The 18087-nt window shown below is 50.2% G+C and carries 15 protein-coding genes and 2 pseudogenes; 16 read left to right on the plus strand and 1 reads right to left on the minus strand.

Features of this window, described 5'->3' with window-relative positions:
* Positions 1–294 precede the first annotated feature (294 nt).
* The 3 genes and pseudogenes from FCL47_RS12365 to FCL47_RS25650 all read left to right on the plus strand — a co-directional run.
* The gene (locus FCL47_RS12365; RefSeq protein WP_136813817.1) at positions 295–1476 is read left to right on the plus strand and encodes an ABC transporter substrate-binding protein; all 1182 of its coding nucleotides are present in this window, start codon (positions 295–297) and stop codon (positions 1474–1476) included.
* 288 nt (positions 1477–1764) lie between these two features.
* Positions 1765–2382 (plus strand): transposase, encoded by a 618-nt coding sequence (locus FCL47_RS12370; protein WP_240744224.1) that lies wholly within the window; start codon positions 1765–1767, stop codon positions 2380–2382.
* Between the two features lie 55 nt (positions 2383–2437).
* Positions 2438–2545: pseudogene (locus FCL47_RS25650) on the plus strand (hemolysin III family protein); the annotation flags it as partial.
* A gap of 197 nt (positions 2546–2742) precedes the next feature.
* Here FCL47_RS25650 and FCL47_RS12380 read toward each other — a convergent pair.
* Positions 2743–3312, minus strand: a complete 570-nt coding sequence (locus FCL47_RS12380; RefSeq protein ID WP_136813818.1) for a lipid-binding SYLF domain-containing protein — start codon at positions 3310–3312, stop codon at positions 2743–2745.
* A gap of 1034 nt (positions 3313–4346) precedes the next feature.
* Between FCL47_RS12380 and FCL47_RS12385 the strand changes: the two genes are divergently transcribed.
* From FCL47_RS12385 to FCL47_RS12440, 13 genes and pseudogenes are all read left to right on the plus strand, one after another.
* On the plus strand, positions 4347–4526 hold the full coding sequence (locus FCL47_RS12385; protein ID WP_136813819.1) for a CsbD family protein: 180 nt from the start codon (positions 4347–4349) through the stop codon (positions 4524–4526).
* Positions 4527–5124: 598 nt separating this feature from the next.
* Entirely contained in the window at positions 5125–5550 is a 426-nt protein-coding gene (locus tag FCL47_RS12390) for a DUF2914 domain-containing protein (RefSeq protein ID WP_136813820.1), read from the plus strand.
* Between the two features lie 4 nt (positions 5551–5554).
* Positions 5555–7012, plus strand: coding sequence for a diadenylate cyclase (locus tag FCL47_RS12395; protein WP_136813821.1), 1458 nt, complete (start codon positions 5555–5557; stop codon positions 7010–7012).
* 246 nt (positions 7013–7258) lie between these two features.
* Positions 7259–9421 carry a glycogen debranching protein GlgX gene (gene glgX, locus FCL47_RS12400; RefSeq protein WP_136813822.1) on the plus strand — a complete coding sequence of 721 codons (2163 nt, stop codon included), beginning with the start codon at positions 7259–7261 and terminating at the stop codon, positions 9419–9421.
* A 249-nt stretch (positions 9422–9670) separates the two neighbouring features.
* Positions 9671–10573: a YihY/virulence factor BrkB family protein gene (locus tag FCL47_RS12405; protein WP_136813823.1), complete on the plus strand. Its 903-nt coding sequence runs from the start codon at positions 9671–9673 to the stop codon at positions 10571–10573.
* Between the two features lie 25 nt (positions 10574–10598).
* Positions 10599–10814: pseudogene (locus FCL47_RS25655) on the plus strand (hypothetical protein); the annotation flags it as partial.
* 238 nt (positions 10815–11052) lie between these two features.
* Positions 11053–12597, plus strand: coding sequence for a sigma-54-dependent Fis family transcriptional regulator (locus tag FCL47_RS12415; protein WP_136813825.1), 1545 nt, complete (start codon positions 11053–11055; stop codon positions 12595–12597).
* 360 nt (positions 12598–12957) lie between these two features.
* Positions 12958–13095, plus strand: a complete 138-nt coding sequence (locus tag FCL47_RS24395; protein ID WP_153306368.1) for a hypothetical protein — start codon at positions 12958–12960, stop codon at positions 13093–13095.
* A 43-nt stretch (positions 13096–13138) separates the two neighbouring features.
* Entirely contained in the window at positions 13139–13399 is a 261-nt protein-coding gene (locus tag FCL47_RS12420) for a GlsB/YeaQ/YmgE family stress response membrane protein (protein ID WP_205747303.1), read from the plus strand.
* An 89-nt stretch (positions 13400–13488) separates the two neighbouring features.
* Positions 13489–14982 carry a sigma-54-dependent Fis family transcriptional regulator gene (locus FCL47_RS12425; RefSeq protein WP_240744225.1) on the plus strand — a complete coding sequence of 498 codons (1494 nt, stop codon included), beginning with the start codon at positions 13489–13491 and terminating at the stop codon, positions 14980–14982.
* A 96-nt stretch (positions 14983–15078) separates the two neighbouring features.
* Positions 15079–16161 carry an ATP-binding protein gene (locus tag FCL47_RS12430; RefSeq protein ID WP_136813826.1) on the plus strand — a complete coding sequence of 361 codons (1083 nt, stop codon included), beginning with the start codon at positions 15079–15081 and terminating at the stop codon, positions 16159–16161.
* Between the two features lie 212 nt (positions 16162–16373).
* Positions 16374–17543, plus strand: a complete 1170-nt coding sequence (clsB, locus tag FCL47_RS12435) for a cardiolipin synthase ClsB (protein ID WP_136813827.1) — start codon at positions 16374–16376, stop codon at positions 17541–17543.
* Positions 17544–17812: 269 nt separating this feature from the next.
* Positions 17813–18034, plus strand: a complete 222-nt coding sequence (locus tag FCL47_RS12440; protein WP_136813828.1) for a DUF3185 domain-containing protein — start codon at positions 17813–17815, stop codon at positions 18032–18034.
* Positions 18035–18087: the final 53 nt, after the last annotated feature.

Here is an 18087-nt window from a genome sequence, read left to right on the forward strand (position 1 = left end):
AAATTGCCTTTCCAGCGCAAATGCGGCCACAAACTGGCTGTTGCGGCAACTTCGGGATGATGGTTCATACGGTCCTGGCATACATGGTCTGGCCTGCTCTTACAAGTCGCCCTGTCTCTTTTACATCTCAGGGGAAATCGCAGCCGCAAGGCGAACGTGGCGGTATATCAAGCGGACGTTTATGCAGAAAAATGGCGACCTTAGAACTTCAGAGGCAAACGGTACCGTCATTGCGTACCGGGCCTACACCAACTGAAATAGATTGTCCGAACCAAACAATAAGGAGGCTTGCGAATGAATCTACAGTGGAAGATCTTCAGTAGGATTGTTGCCGTTGTCCTCTCTTGCGGAGTTGCATTGATGGCTTGTGTCAAAAAGGACTTGGCAATGTCGACCGAGCCGATAGTCCTGGGAGCCGTTTACTCCCTCACGGGGGATAAATCGGATATGGGGGAGCCCTCTTCCAAGGGAGCCCGATTGGCAGTCGAACAGGTAAATAACCGCGGTGGCATTGACGGGCGGCAGGTGCGCCTGATTCTTGAGGACAGCAAGAGCGACCCTGCCACGACAAGACAAGCGGTCGAAGCGATTATCAACGATGATAACGGGATTCCGGCCCTTTTCGGCCTCTCAGACAGTGACCTTGCACAGGCGGCGGGAGAGGCTGCGGCTGAAAAACACCGGGTCTTTCTTACCTCAGGTGCCACATCGCCGTTACTCCCAACGCAGGTCCCGGATTATCTTTACCTGGCCTGCTTCGGCGATAACGTTCAGGCGGCAGCTGCTGCCGAGTGGGCCTACCGTGCACTTGATTCCCGTACTGTAGCCGTTGTTTACGATTCGACGGAAACGTATACCACTTTGCTGCATAAATACTTCATCGACCGTTTTCAGTCACTGGGCGGCCGGGTACTGGCCATCCAAAAATATGATCCTGCCGATATGAGCAAAATAGGGCAGGACCTGCCTCAGGTTGCCTTGGTGTTCCTCGCGACTGGGAACGCTGAAGATGCCCAAAAAGGCATTCAAAAATTACGGGCGTCCGGTATCACCGTACCCATTGTGGGCGGCGATGGCTACGACTCGGAAGATGCCTGGGAAGCCCACCCTGAGATGAGGGATATCTACTACACGACCCATGTCTACCTCGGTGACGACAACCCTGACGTCCGGGTGCAGAATTTCAGAGCAGCATACCACTTGACGTATGGGGGCAACCCTCCGGATGCATTCGCCGCACTGAGCTATGACGCGGTCAATTTACTGGCCGAAGCCATCACCCGCGCAGGCACGGCTTCACCTGATGCCGTCCGCCACGCGCTGGCAAGAATTGATGGTTTCCAGGGAGTGACCGGCACGATCAGTTTTGTGGGTGGTCGGCAGATCCCGCATAAACCAGTAACAATTATCGAAGTTAAAAATGGCCAGCGGGTTTTGGTGAAGTCGTTCATGCCGGATGTCATTCCGCGGCCTTAAATGTTCAGGAGGTAGCTACGAAACAGCTTACAAAAATAATGCCCTGAGAAGACCAAAGGTATTTTTATCGAAGCTGGTATAACCTGAGTTCCCGGAAAGATATAACGATGAAACAGGAGGCATTTATGGCAGCTATCGTATACCAGACCAATAAAAAGACCGGGATCACTTAAGCATACGAGTCAATTTCTTATTGGGACAAGGAAAAGCAGCAGTCTCGGGCGAAACGCAAGTGCATCGGACGGGTGGATCCCGAGACCCAGAAGATTATTCCTACCCGGAGAAGGAATGCACCGGTTGTTGAGCGGACAACCAAACGTGGACCGGGAATACCTGGCGTATGACAGTACGTCCGTCTCCAGTTATTCAAAGTGCCTCAGGCAAGTCCGTTACGGTAAAAACAAAGATCATGAGCACCTGGCACAAATAAATCTGCGCCTGCTTTTCGGACAACAATCCCGTCTGCCCTTTTATTACCGGAAGCTGGCGGGAAACATCCCCGACGTGAAAACCCTGAGGAAACTGCTGGCCGACATGAACACGCTGGGATATGAGAAGATCAAAGTAGTCCTGGATCGCGGCTTCTTCAGTGCGGCCAACATCAACGATCTGTACCGGCATCATCTGAAGTTTCTCATTGCCGCCAAGCTGTCGCTGAAACTGGTGACAACACATCTGGATACTGTTCGGGACACGATGCGCAACTGGACCCATTACAGCCAGGCCTACCAACTCTATAGTTATTCCTTGCCGGTCACCTGGAACTATGTCCAGGATCGCCCTTACAAAGGAGACACAATCACAGCAGATCGCCGAATGTATCTTCATCTCTATTCGACCTTATTGAATGCTTTGAAGTGCCAGGTCAGCAGCTGCACGTTGGCGAAACGACAAAACGACAGTTAGACCTCTATACCAAATTGGGCGTTAAGCCACCTGCCTCGTTACAATAGTCCGGGAATTTAGGGTAAACGATTCCCGGCTTAAATACGGTCACCTAATCTGGCATTTCTTTGTTATGGCCGACAGTTCATGCCATTATTTTGCAATACTCTGGTATGCAGCCTGACGTTTAGGTAATGAGATGAGCAAATTCGTTACTCTTATGGCGAGGCCGGGCGAGAGTCAGGTGTGGACTCCTCGCCGCATCCTGTTCTCCCGGCTTTTACCCCTCTTGAGTCATTATTTGGCAGGTTTGCGCACCCGTGTGGGGGCAATCAGCCAGGAGATATACGATCGCTCTTTTCTAGGCTTCTGTCTCAGATATCACAATTTTTCAAAGGTGAATTTCTGTCCGCCGACGGAAAATTCGTACATGAGACCGCCCTTGGTATGCACGAAGGTGGCCATGCCCTTGACATAGTCGACCTTCGCCTGAACGCCAGTCTTCGGTCCGGCACTGGCACCGGCACTTTGCCCTGCGGTACCTGTCCTGGCCTGCGCTCCAGCTGTTATGGCCACCGCCTGGGCAGTCGCTCCGAATTCGAAATTACCGTTGGTGAACTCAGCATAGGCCCGTTTATCCTGGAAGAAGATGATTTCACTGAAAGCCTCGGCGCCCAGCTGGAGTCCAATCGATCCCTCAATCACCGTTGATTTTCCCGTCACCTTCTTACCGCGATAGACCTGCCCGACACCGTAGGAACCACCAATTACATACCCGGCTTTGCCGATGGTTGGAAAGACCGCATACCCGTATGAATCTTTGAAAAATTTCGCCAAGGCAGGCGAATCCCGAAATACCTTGATGGTGCTCGAATAGTTATCCGCTGCAGCAGCAACAGTCGATATCCCAAAAATTAAAGCTAAAATTAATAATACTGGTATCTTCTTCATTTTCGTACTCCATTTTAATGTTATTTTCTACAGGATCAATGGTCCTGCACAACCAAATATTGCATAAAAACTCCAATCACTCTCGTCTTATCTCTTCAGCATAAGGTTCCTCCAATTTTGCCGGGTTGGCAGCTTTCCTAAATTTTTACCTAACTCGAGTTATTTCCAGAAAGTGTCAAGGGTAAACACCGAAAGAAGCGTCGAAGTACAACGTGATACCTTTTGTCCAGTTCCAAGCTGAATAACCCATTTCTCGTGGCGCACATCTTCTCTCAATTGTCATGCCAGGAGGCAAACTCACAGTTTTAAATCACCCATCACCCTTATATATTGAGACATTTTGCTAAAACTGGATCGATAAAGCAACTATCGCCAGCCACAAAAAGAAGGTCACATGTAACCAGTGGTCGCATGTGACCACATCCGTAAGGAGCAAATAAACCGTTGCAGGCGAAAGGAAAAACTCAATGCAACCGCATCATCAACTGGAAGACCGAAAAGGTTATATATGACCAATTGGTTACATATAACCCTTTGGATTCATTTTTAAATAGCCCCCTGTAACCCCATTTTTTGGTTACTTATTGCTAAAAAATCAAAACGATGGATGACGTAACGCCGTACGTTGTAAGCATGGCATAAAGATTGCTTATCAAATTATGACGCATGGCACTCTTACACTTGCCTTGCACCTGAGGTCCATCATTCCTCGCTATGGTCTATGAGAAAAGAAGGGAGAAAGTTTTAGAGGTTGAATCACCTGCATGTACCGTAATCTGGAAGAACATAATGAGGTCTCTGCTCTGAATAGAGATGCCTGGCTCCCAGGAGTCGGGATGAAAAGACCTGGTCTTTTAACGTGCCATGGACGTCCCCGATGTCAAGCTGGGGATCACTAAAATGACCATCGAGAGAATCTCACCCATAATCAACTTAGACTGCCGGCCTGTAGCCGCCTCTAGTGGGATCTGATAGAGGATATAGCGGATTCCTGCAACTGTTGCTCAAACTAACATTCAACTGGGAGAAAAACCATGAAATCAAGCACAAAAGACAACATAGAAGGCAAGATCCACCAAGTGAAAGGTAAGGTCAAACAGACCATCGGAAGTGTAGCCAAAGACCGTGATTTGGAAGCCGAAGGAAAAATTGAAAATTTAGAAGGGAAAGTTCAAGAAAAGGTCGGCGAGATCAAGAAAGTTGCTGGCAAGTAGTCCTTCAATAAAGAAACGCCACAAATGAAAGAAGCACCTTTCCGAAAAGAGCGAGAATGCCGGGCGGTTTGTTACCAGAAAAGACTCTGTAGAAATTACGATACAGACATCAAGCATCCCCCCAGCTCTCCTTAGCAGTCGATGGTCTGCTCTTCCAGCCATGCCAAGGAGCTCTGGCAAAGGTTAGATATGGCCATTTGCGCAAACCTAACCATCGAGCAAACCAGAACCAATCGCAACTAAGGCCTGTCGGCTTGGGGCGGCCTTTTTTCATGGGCACCATTTTTGATAATCTCGTCAAAACCGCAGATTTGAAATGGTTAAGTAAAAAACTCGTATTCGAGGTGTGTGAATTTTGCTATTATTTCGGTGGAATAAAGTACGTTGTAATGATAGTGAAATTCATTACAACAAAGAATATGAAGAATTTTTACGACACCATCATCTTCGGTTCCTTGGAAAGTGTATACAGGCAATGGTAAAATTATCAAGAAAGGTTACCTTATGATTACTAAAAACCTCGCAGTTTATGGAATCTATCCGAAGGGGCTGAGGCTGTCACTGGGCAATCGGGAGCTGGGTTGCTGGTGAAAAATCCATGAAAACACCGATTCGGAAATTGTGCCTCATCGTTGCCCTGGCTTTGGTGCTCACCACTCCCGATGCCGCTTGGAACCAGGAGGCCTCGGCCCCCTCTGCAGGCCCGGTGCTTATCAAAGCCGTTATGTGCGAGTCCATTCAGAAATTAGAACCTGTCAATCAGGCTGTCGTCTTTTCCATCGATCTGGGCCGTGTCTCATGTTTCACGGAGTTTGACCAGGTGGTCACCCAAACCGTCATTTATCATAAATGGTATCACAAAGGGAACTTGATTTCCGCAAAACAGCTTTCACTCAACCCGCCCCGCTGGTCGTCCGTCTCCAGTATGCAGCTCAGGGATGCAGACAAAGGACCATGGCAGGTAGCTGTCACTGATGAAAACGACAATCTCCTGTATACATTACGTTTCAGTATAACGGATTAAAAGTATGGACCCACTGATACAATCTCTGGTCAGTCTGCGCTGGCAGGACATCGTCGATATCCTCCTCAACAGCTATATTTTATTCAGGCTCTACGTGCTCTTCCGGGGTACCAATGTGATTCGGATGGTCATTGCCATCGCCATGCTCTGGATCCTTGAACGGATGGCGATGAGCATGGGCCTAATCGTCACCAGCTGGGCTATGCAGGGTATTATTGCGGCCGCTGCCCTGATAATCATAATCGTATTTCGCAATGAAATTGCCGGTGTCCTGCAAGCCCGCAGTCTCAGGTCCTTCTTCTGGGGCATCCCCCAACGTCAAATCCAGACGCCGATAGAGATCATTGTAGAAAGCGTCTACGAATTGGCTCGCCATAAACTCGGTGCGCTGATTGTTCTGCCGCTGAAAAAAGGCATCGAGTCAGTGGTGCACGGGGGAATTCCCTGGCAGGGGAAACTCTCACGGGAGATGCTGTTAAGTATTTTCTGGCATGGAACACCGGTACATGACGGTGCCACAATCATCCAGGGGGATCAGATAGTGGAAGTCGCCGCCATTCTCCCTCTATCGAAAAGTAACGATCTGCCCTCTCACTTCGGCACTCGGCACCGTGCGGCCTTCGGACTGGCCGAGAAAACCGATGCCCTGGTCATCGTGGTTTCCGAGGAGCGTGGTGAAGTCACGGTGTTCAAGGACGGAGCGATCATCAACATCGAGGACAGTATTGACCTGGATCGGATGCTGCGTGAACATGCCGGCACAGTACATGCCACCAAGGGAGCCAGGCATCAGACAATGGAACTGGGACTTGCGGCCATGATCTGTCTGGTGAGCATAACCAGTATCTGGTTCAGTTTTGCCCGTGGATTTGAGACCTTCATAACTATGGAGGTGCCGGTTGAGTTCATGAACAAGGGGCCGAAAATGGAGCTTTTGGCTACATCCGCGAGCAGCGTAACGCTGCAGCTCAGCGGGTCGGGATCGCTGATCAGGTCGGTCCGGCCCGATCAGGTGAAGGTCAAGCTCGATCTGGCAAACGCGGCGGCAGGCAGCAATCATATCGCCATTGCCAGGGACAGTATCGTCCTGCCGCCGGGCATTCATCTCAAGCAGGTGGAACCGCAGATACTCAAGGTTAACCTCGACATGCTGGACCAGAAAAAACTGCCCATTCAACCGGACTGGAGTGGTAAACTGCCGGCCGGGCTTATCCTGCAGGATGCACGCGTAACCCCCGACCTGGTAAAAGTTACGGGCGGCAGCCTGGCTCTCAAAGATATTCAAACCATCTATACAGAAAAAATCCCATTGGAGAATATTACCACCGACGGAAAGATATCCGTCGGTCTCATGCTGCTTCCCTCATATCTGAAGCTGGACGACGAGTCTCAAAATCATGTCGAGGTGACTTACAAAATAGCCAGAAAACCACCTCCATCTGACGATGATGCTGCTAAGTGAGACAAGAATGCAGGTATTCATTCCTCAAAAATGAAATGGAGACTGATTAGATATCAAATGATAGGGATGCACCACACGTGCTGTTAACCTGGCACAATGATTGCGCAGCAATAGTGAATTCCGCCGGACCTTGTTGTTTGCCAAACTCGCGGCGGGGACTTATGTTGTTGAAAGTCGCCAAAGGCGACGAGAAAGCAGTGTGTACTGTTTCCATTTCCGGGCAAAAGCAGCTGACATGGTGACACTATGACACATCAAAAAATGGCAATCTGGCCAGGCAATCCCTACCCGTTGGGTGCTACCTGGGACGGTGAGGGGGTCAACTTCGCCATCTTTTCCGAGTGTGCCGAGAAGGTTGAACTCTGTCTCTTTGATCAGCAGGGCCGCCAGGAGATCGAACGCATCAACCTGGCCTGGAAGACCGACCAGGTCTGGCACTGCTACCTGCCCGAGGCGCGGCCCGGCCTTCTTTACGGTTACCGGGTCCACGGCCCTTATGACCCGGAGCGGGGTCAGCGCTTTAACCCGGCGAAGCTGCTCCTTGATCCGTATGCCAAGGCAATTTCCGGCCGGCTGCGATGGCATGACGCCCTGTTCGGCTACCAGATCGGCCATCCCCGTGAAGATCTTTCCCGCAGCCGAGCCAACAGCGCTCCCTATATGCCGAAATGCAAGGTGATCGATCCGGCATTCACCTGGGGCAACGACCGCCCACCCCATACCTCCTGGCATGACACCATCATCTACGAGCTGCACGTAAAGGGCTTTACCTGGCAGCATCCCCAGATCCCCGCAAAGTTGCGCGGCACCTATGCAGGCTTGTCCAGTGCCCCGGCGGTTGATTACCTGAAACGTCTCGGGGTTACCGCGGTGGAACTCATGCCGGTGCATGCCGGTGTCGACGAACGTCACCTGATAGAAAAGGGTCTTTCCAATTACTGGGGCTATAATTCCATTGGTTTCTTTGTCCCGGACGGACGATATTCAGCCTACGGACTGATCAGCGAATTTAAAACCATGGTGAAAATTATGCATTCGGCCGGCATTGAGGTCATTCTCGACGTGGTGTACAACCATACAGCTGAAGGCAACCAATTAGGCCCCACCCTCTGCTTCCGGGGCATTGACAACCTTGCCTATTACCGGATTGAACCGAAAAACAACCGCAACTACATGGACTTTACCGGCTGCGGCAACACCCTGAACATGTGCCATCCACGGGTACTGCAGCTGATCATGGACAGCCTGCGCTACTGGGTGCTGGAGATGCACGTGGACGGCTTCCGTTTCGACCTGGCCTCGGCCCTGGCCAGGGAGCTTTATGAGGTGAACCGGCTGGGTACCTTTTTCGATATCATCCATCAGGACCCGGTGCTCTCCCAGGTCAAACTGATCGCTGAGCCTTGGGACTTAGGCGAGGGCGGCTATCAGGTGGGCAATTTCCCCGTGGGGTGGACCGAATGGAACGGCAAGTACCGGGATACTCTGCGCTCCTACTGGAAAGGCGAGGGCGACAATATCGGCGAATTCGCCCACCGGCTCACCGGCTCCAGCGACCTTTACGAAAAAGGGGGCAGACGCCCTTATGCGAGCATCAACTTTGTCACCTGTCATGACGGCTTTACTCTGCACGATCTGGTGAGCTACAACGAGAAGCACAACGAGGCCAATCTCGAAAACAACCAGGACGGAGAATCGAATAACCGCAGCTGGAACTGCGGCAGCGAGGGGCCGACTGCCGATCCGCAGATTACCGCCCTCAGAGCTCGCCAGATACGCAACTTCCTCGCCAGCCTCTTCCTGTCCCAGGGGGTGCCCATGCTCCTTGCAGGCGACGAAACGGGCCGGAGCCAACAGGGCAACAACAACACCTATTGCCAGGATACGCCCCTAAGCTGGCACGACTGGACGCTCGATGTCGAACAGGAAGAGCTGCTCAGTTTCGTCCGTCGCCTGATCGCCTTGCGCAAAGCCCACCATGTCTTCCACCGCCGCCATTTTTTCCAGGGTCGTCCCATCAAAGGGTCAGGGGTCAGGGATATCATCTGGCTGGCTCCGACGGGCACGGAAATGACCGACGAGGAATGGCAGCATTCCTTTGCTCGCTGTCTGGGGCTTTACCTTGCCGGGGATGCCCTCGAGGAACAGGATGAAAAAGGAAACCGCGTTGTGGACAACAGATTTCTCCTTCTGGTCAACGCCCACCACGACTCCATTTCCTTCACCATCCCGGATTTAGCCTCTGTACGCCGCTGGCAGCTCATACTCGACACCAGCTGGTCCAAGGGCGACCCGGGGGAAAAAATCCTCTGGGAGACCACAGCCTGCTACCCCCTGCTCGAACATTCCATGGCACTCCTGGCGGAGTCCGATGGGTGGAAAAAAGACCCCGATGACAGCCCGACGTGAGCAACGGATGGCGTTCGAATCGAAAATATAAAATTATCATAGCTGCTCAGGTTCGTCATTAATGCCTTACTCCTGAAAGCTTGTCATTCGGTTCAATCCCCCCGCGGGTTGCTCTGTTCAGTATCCTCTTCGAGGGGCATTATAAAGAATCCGGGCTTATTTCCCGATTACTTGCAAAAATACCCCGCAATTGCTCTGCGGACGGTATTTTCCCGCAGTTGTCTCTATGTTGAAATTCTTTATCCAATCATGAACAGACCACACAATACCTATCAATTGATAATCCGTCTCCTCAGTTTCCTGCTGCGGGTGGGCCGTGGGTTTATCTCCAACAAGGGACTGCTGCTCGCCGGCGCTGTCGCTTATTATACCTTGTTGTCAATCGTGCCATTGTCCATCCTTGCCCTGATTGTGCTCACACAATTCGTTGAAGAGCAGCAGTTGATTCTCACTTTGTCAACCTACCTGAACATGGCAGTCCCCGGTTATGCGGCAACACTGACCCAAGAGGCGCAAGCATTTCTTGAACACCGAAATGTAGTCGGAATCATAGGTTTTTTAGTCATGTTGTTTTTCAGTTCTGCAGCCTTTTCCATGCTTGAGAATGCCATGTCGGTGATCTTTTATCAACAGGACAGGATTATTCGGCGAAGATTCTTCATCTCCGTTATTATTCCGTATGCGTATATCTTTGTGATGGGATTCGGTATAGTGCTGGTGTCGTTTATTGTGGGTGCAATTAAGACTCTGGAAAGCAGGCATCTGATAATCCTCGGTTGGAGTTTAAACCTAGGAGGTACAACCGGACTGGCACTGTCTCTTCTGGGAATTATCGGTGAAGTGTTGATACTCACCTCGATTTATCTGGTGATGCCCGTGGTGCGGGTCAGGTTTCGTCACGCGCTCATCGGGGGACTGACCGCAACGGTATTATGGGAGATCACCCGCCGAGTGCTGATCTGGTATTACGCCACCGTATCCATGGTTAATATCATTTACGGCTCCATCGCCATAACAGTGGTGGCTCTCATAAGCATTGAGATCGTCGCAGTAATCCTGCTCCTTGGAGCCCAGGTTATTGTAGAACTGGAGCGTAAATCCGATACATTGACCGAAGAGAAAAACGATAGCTGGCATGATCCGGGTGCCTAAACCCTGGCACAATGATTGTTCGATAAATTACCTGATCATACTGGCTGTGGCTCTGGTTGCGGTGATCATTGGTGTTGCAGTCTTTCGCGAAGACCAGATACTTACAACTCTGCAGTTCGCCCTGGTATTGACCGTGGCAGCGGTTACCGTGGCCCTGCCGACAGTGTTGTCGGTGACCATGGCAGTAGGAGCTCGATTGGTCGCCAAGAAGAGGGTGATTGTGAATAAGTTGGTGGCAATCATTTTCCCATCAAAATTCACAGGATATCTGGTAGTGCCTATTGTTTCGATTATATCATGCAGCATATTGCCATAAGGCATCTTGTCAGCAGCTGACTTTTTACACCCGATTTTTTGTTGCTTCATGGCATGTTGATCTTATATTGATACCGCAAAAGCGTATACAAACAATCGTACTTATACTTAGATGATATCCAGATGATAAAATTGATCCAGAACGCGAAGATGGTAAGCTGACCATGAAGAGTGCTCGATCCCCTTTGGGACGTGAGGCAAAAAAAATAAACCCCGAGCTGAACCAACAGATAACACCAGCATTTCTTGCTATTCTGGACGTCATTCTGACTTCAATCCACGAACCAGTCCTGGTCCTCGATGCCGAATTTAAAGTGATGCGGGCCAATCATGCATTCTTCCGGACCTTCCATGTCAATGCCGATGAGGTCGAAGGGGTAACCATATATGATCTCGGCAACCGGCAATGGGACATCCCCAGACTGAGAGAGTTGCTGGAAAACATCCTTCCTGAAAATTCAAAATTTGACAACTTCGAACTGGAACATAATTTTGAATCCCTGGGCCATAAGATACTTCACTTGAACGCCAAATGGATCCTCAGCGACAATAACCAGACCCAGCTTATCTTTTTGGCGATTGCCGATGTAACAGAGCTTGAATATAACCGAAGAGGTCTTGAGCAACTGGTCGAAAAGAGGTTGGTCGACCTCATCGAGGCAAAAAAAGAGGCGGAAAGCAGAAAACAGATAGCGGAAACGTCCCTGCTCGAAATAAAAAAGTTGAAAGACCTGCTGGAGGCGGAAAGAGCCTATCTGCAGGATGAAATAAAGCTGGAATACAACCATGAGAATATTCTCGGCAAAAGCGACGGGCTTAAACAGGTCCTCTATAAGATAGAACAAATTTCACGCAGCAATACAACCGTTCTGATCCTTGGTGAGACAGGAACAGGCAAAGAGCTGGTTGCCCGAGCCCTGCACGGCTCCAGCCTGCGGAAAAACAGGGCCCTGATAAAAGTAAATTGTGCGACCCTGCCGGCAAACCTTATTGAAAGCGAATTATTCGGCCACGAGAAAGGTGCTTTCACCGGATCCCAGACCAGACACCTGGGTCGATTTGAGGTTGCCGACGGCGGTACCCTGTTTCTCGATGAAATAGGAGAATTGCCCCTGGAGCTGCAGGCAAAACTGTTGCGAGTTATCCAGGACGGCGAGTTTGAAAGACTCGGCAGCTCTCATACCATCAAGGTTGATACGCGGCTCCTGGCCGCTACCAACAGAAACCTGGAAGAAGAGGTCCGCAACGGCAGGTTCCGTGAGGATCTCTGGTACCGTTTGAATGTCTTTCCGATTACCATACCGCCTCTCCGGGACCGCCCGGATGACATTCCGCTTCTGGTCGATTTTTATGTCAAGAAGATTGCCAAACGGATCGGCAAGACTATTGAAATCATTCCGACAGGCATAATGAATGCCTTACAGGACTACCACTGGCCCGGCAATATTCGGGAACTTGAAAATGTCCTCGAACGGGCGGTGATCAACTCGTCTGGCCCAAAACTGCGACTGGCCGATGAACTGAAGAAGCCGGTCAAGGAGCGCGGAGCCAGTCGGAAATCACTGCAGACAGTAGAGAAGGAGCATATCCTCCAGATACTGGAACAGACGAAGTGGAAAATAAGCGGCAAAGACAGTGCAGCCGAAATCCTTGGTCTTGATCGCAGCACCTTGCGCGCTCGCATGCGCAAGCTCAATATCGAAAAATAGCATTCCCTTTTCCACGACAGAACCGGCAACTGCTTCCAACTGCCCCTTACCGGTATATCTTCCTCCCCTCCTCATCCTCTTGCCCGAATTCATCCGGGCTCCTTCTCTCAGGTCATATCTGACCACATGGTCATATATGACCTGAGAGAGATGGCTATGAGTTCTTATCGATACGCTGCCTTTCAGGCAATTTTCCACAATAATCATAGGGATAGAAGAATCATTTTGAGAAAGCGCTGTCTGGCACAATGCTTGCGATATAAACCATAACAGGTCACCGCCAGGGAGTTGTGGAGTGGCGTCAGATCCGCATGAAGGCTTACAAGGACGTTCGACTGAAAAAGTGAAACAAAAAGGAGTATGATCATGGGCGACAAAGGTGGCAAAAAAGACAAAAGAAAGAGCCAGAAACAAAGCAGCAATAAGCAGGAACAAAAAGAAAAGACTCAGTTGCAAAAGCAACAAAAAGACAAACCGACACAGATATTGCCGAATTAACAGCTCTTTTCGTTCTTGAGGAAATCTTTCCAAAGGAGATGCTATGAAAATCACAGGCTTGATTATATTTGCGCTGATCGGTGCCTGGGCTGGCTGGCGGGCAATGACCTTTATGAAAGGTGGCAAAATCGCCGCGCTGCCTAACGCAATAATTGGTGTACTCGGCGCGATTGCAGGCGGCCTGCTGTTCTGGTTTCTGACAATTAACATAGGCGGTTTAACTGGCTCGATAGTTATAGCTATTGTAGCAGGCATTTTTCTCCTTTATTTAATGGGATTTTTCAAGAAAACTCGAACCCGATAACTGACACCTCACAAAGGGGCATGAGTATCTTCACGAAATTCCTTCATTAAATACAAGAAACGATATCCACATTGCCCGGGAAATCAGAAGTGAACAGACTGATTACAGAACCAGCCATTGAAGATTTTGCCGATATTCTGGATTCCATTCGCGAGCCCATTCTGCTGCTTAATGCCGATTTTAGAGTTGTAAAGGCTAATCATTCCTTTTACCGGACCTTCCGAGTCGAACAGGACGAGACGGAGGGAGCCAGCATTTACGATCTTGGCAAACAACAATGGAATATTCCAGGACTGAGAGAACTGCTTGAAAAGATCCTCCCTGACAATTCGAAATTTGATGACTTCGAGGTGGAACATACCTTTGCGACCATCGGCCGAAAAATAATGCACCTGAATGCTTGCCGGATCGAGAGAGACACAACAGAAAACCAACTGATCTTTCTGGCCATTGAGGATGTAACCGACCGGGTAAATCACAAAAAACATCTTGAGAGGCTTGTTAAGAGACGAACTGCCGAACTTGTCATGGCTAAAGAAGAAGCGGAGAGAGGCAGGCAGGCTGCGGAAAACTCCCTTGCCGAAATACAGAAGTTAAAGGTTTTGCTGGAAGCAGAACGAGCCTATCTGCAGGAAGAGATCAAACTGGAATATGATCATGAGACCATCGTCGGACAAAGTAACGGTCTGAAATATGTACTTTACAAAGCTGAACAGATCGCCGGCAGCGATACCACCGTGCTGATTTTGGGCGAGACCGGAACCGGAAAAGAGTTGGCTGCCCGTGCCATTCACGGGCTCAGTCCGAGAAAAAACCGTGCATTGATCAAAGTAAACTGTGCCACTCTGCCGGCGAACCTCATTGAAAGCGAACTGTTCGGGCATGAAAAGGGTGCCTTTACAGATTCCCAGGCCAGACACCTTGGGCGCTTCGAGATTGCCGACGGGGCGACCATCTTTCTCGATGAAATCGGCGAATTACCTCTGGAATTGCAGGCCAAGCTGTTAAGAGTAGTCCAGGAGGGAGAATTTGAACGTTTGGGTGGCTCCCACACCATCAGGGTCGATGCCCGGATTATTGCCGCCACCAATCGCAATCTTGAGGAGGAGGTCCGAAAAGGCACTTTTCGTGAAGATCTTTGGTATCGACTGAATGTCTTTCCGATTACTATGCCGCCGCTTCGGGACCGGCAGGACGACATCCCGCTCCTCGTCGCTTTCTTCCTGAAAAAGATCGCCAAGCGACTGGATAAACATGTTGAAATTGTTCCAAAAGAAACCATGCGTGCATTGCAGAATTACCGCTGGCCGGGCAATATCAGGGAGCTGGAAAATGTACTCGAACGGGCGATAATCAACTCGGATGGCCCCAAACTTCATCTGGCTGATGAACTCAAGCAGGAGGTTAAAGGCTTCTCTGTCAGCCCAAAAACCCTGGAAGCGGTTGAGCGGGAACATATGACCCAGGTGCTGGAACATACCAATTGGAAAGTAAGCGGCAAAGACAGTGCAGCGGAAATCCTTGACCTTGACCGCAGCACCTTGAGAGCCCGCATGCGCAAGCTCAAAATCCAGAAGCCCTAAGAGTCTGGCCATTACCTGCCAGCGCAACCATTTTCTCCATCTCGACGATTTCCCACGTCGGCAACATGGGAAAAATCCCTTAACCATCGGTACCTTATGAACGAAGACCCAAATGACATTGGCAGACCAGAAGAATACTCACACAGAATCCTCGAACTGAGTGGGGTCCATTTCGAGCCGGAAGCCGCTGTTGACCTCTGGTTGAAGATCGTAAAGCATAAATGGCTGCTATCAGAGAAACTGGGTCGAGATGTAGGCTTGCGGACTTCCTGTATAGATTTCCTCGAGAACATCGAGCAGGCCCCCGATGAGTTCATTGCCTATCAACGGCAAAGCATTCTTAATGAGCTGGGAGCCCAGATCATCGGCAGGGAGTTGTGGGATACCATAGCCGATTCCCAGCCTCCCAAGCAGCTGGTCCAACGGAGAATTATCCTTCCGCTTATGGAAGAAGACCTCTCGAAAAAACATGGCGTTGTCCCGCCCAAAGCCATCGTTTTCTTTGGACCTCCCGGTACGGGCAAGACCCATTTCGGCAAGGCGATAGCCGGCATCCTGTCCTGGCAGTATATAGAAATCGTCCCCAGCATGCTCATGGCAGACGGAGTCGAAAAGATCGGAGCCAACCTCCGTGAGATAATGGAACAGGTAAGAAACCTCGACGAAGTAGTGCTTTTTATCGATGAATTCGATGAGATCGCCGGCAGTCGTGACCGGGCCGACCGAATCGACAAGTCCATCACCAACGAATTTCTCAAACAGATTCCACTATTCAAAAATCAACAAAACAAGCTCCTTTTGATGTGCGCGACCAATTACATTCGCCAGCTGGATGCGGCAATGCTACGTCCCGGCAGGTTTGACTGCATTATTCCGGTAGGTGGTCTGGACCGGGAGGGACGGACAACTATTCTCGAACATTTTCTGTCAAAACTCAATACCGGTCACATCGATTTGGACCGCATCATAGAAATGACCGCGGGATTCACGCCTGCGGATATCCAGTATCTTTTTCAGCAGGTTGCCCATTTTGCATTTGAACAGGAGTTGGCCAGTAAAGAAGATTATCTGGTAACTGCTGAGACTTTCGGCCTCATCAGGCCGAAAATACTACCCTCTTTGAGTGATAAGGTAATAAAGGAGTTTATTAAGGACAGTGTCACCTATTCACGGGTCTAACACGCTATGTGGCTCGGTGGACGCGATCATATTGCGAGGAAACGGTGCATGATCTTTACCCAGATCTGATTGCCACTAAAGTTCAGCCCAGAAGGTCCAGAGGGATATGAGGTGACCTTTTGACGGGACGCCATATACCCAAATAGCAGCAAATTATTCCTTCCGTGCTGACAACTCCTCCCAACCACCCGAATGTTCAAGATCATCCTTCTATGGCTGCAATGAATCCAGACAATCAGATTACCCTGCTGCACAATGGGGAGGCTTATTTTCCGATGCTTGAAGCAGCCCTAGACCGGGCTGAACATCGAATATACCTGGAAAGCTATATTTTTGAAAATGACCAGACCGGGCGACGGATTGCTGAAGCGCTCCGACGAGCCGCCTTGCGTGGGGTAAAAACCCATCTGCTGATTGATGGATTCGGCTCGGACAGTCTGCCGAAAACCATGATTGCCTACCTTGAGGAGGCTGGTGTGTCGGTCATGAAATTCCGGCCCAAGATATCCCCCTGGACATTCCGGCGCCGGAGGCTGCGCCGCCTGCACCGGAAAATCGTCGTCATCGACCGGCAGCTGGCCTTTGTCGGCGGCATGAACATTATCGGTGATATAGAAATTCCCGGCTGTAAATCGCCGCATTTTGACTACGCGGTAAGCGTCGAAGGGCCGCTGGTGCATCAAATCTATGTTTCCTGCCGTCGGCTGTGGTTACGAGTATCCTGGTCCCACCACCTGCGTTTCATTCGGGACCGGGACCACGCAAGACACATTCCTCCGCCAAAAGCCGCGGGACATATGCGCTCCAGCTTTCTGGTTCGCGATAATTTCCGCCATCGACGTGATATTGAAGATGCCTATCTGCAGGCAATCGACCAGGCAAAAAGTGATATTATTCTGGCAAATGCCTATTTTTTGCCCGGTGTGATTTTTCGCCATGCACTTGTGGCTGCAGCCCGCCGTGGAGTCCGGGTGGTTTTACTCCTGCAGGGGAAAATGGATCATCGATTGGCTTACTATGCATCACGTGCCCTCTTCGACAGCTTCCTCGATGCCGGAATCGAAATCTATGAATACCACAAAAGCATCATGCACGCCAAGGTCGCGGTGATCGACAGTCACTGGGCAACGGTGGGATCTTCAAATCTCGACCCTTTCAGTCTGCTGCTTGCGCTTGAGGCAAATGTCGTCGTCGATGACCCGGATTTTGCAGCCGCATTAAAGGACAGCCTGGAACAGGCTATAATGATGGAGCCGAAGCGGCTCTCTGAACAGAAATGGCGATCACAGCCGATCATGCTGCGGCTGATAAGCTGGCTCAGCTATGGGCTTACTCGAATATTGATCGGAATAGCGGGCTATGCTCCGAAAACCGACCGATGAAGCTGGTGCTCATCCCCCTGCTTCTTCGTCTGCCACGAATCGCAGCCGGAAAACGGGAAATTGGTCAGATATGACCATCGGTTATATATGACCGTTGTCATATGGCGGACCACTATTTTTTCTGCCCTTTTTATTTTTTATTGTCTTGCAATATCAATCAGATAAAACTCCACGACAAACGAAAAAAACCTGGCACAGCGCTTGCTTAACTGTACTTAAACAAGAAATACCCGGACACTCCCGTTCGGACACTTTATGAGAGGGAACAAATGAAAACAAACACACTTCTGGCTATCATCCTCATAGCGTTGGGGATTGTGGCATTCGTCTATCAGGGAATCACCTATACGACTAATGAAAAGGTGGTACATATCGGTCCGCTCGAAGTGACGGCGGAAAAAACCAGAACAATACCGGTACCGCCAATAGTTGGTGCTCTAGCTCTCGCCGGAGGAATCATGCTGCTGGCAGTTGGAAGGAAAAAAGCCTGAACAACCTTTCCAGCGGGTGAAATCATTCATGTTGCCTGAAAATCCTGCAAACT

The organism is Desulfopila sp. IMCC35006 (assembly GCF_005116645.1).
Classification (GTDB): domain Bacteria; phylum Desulfobacterota; class Desulfobulbia; order Desulfobulbales; family Desulfocapsaceae; genus Desulforhopalus_A.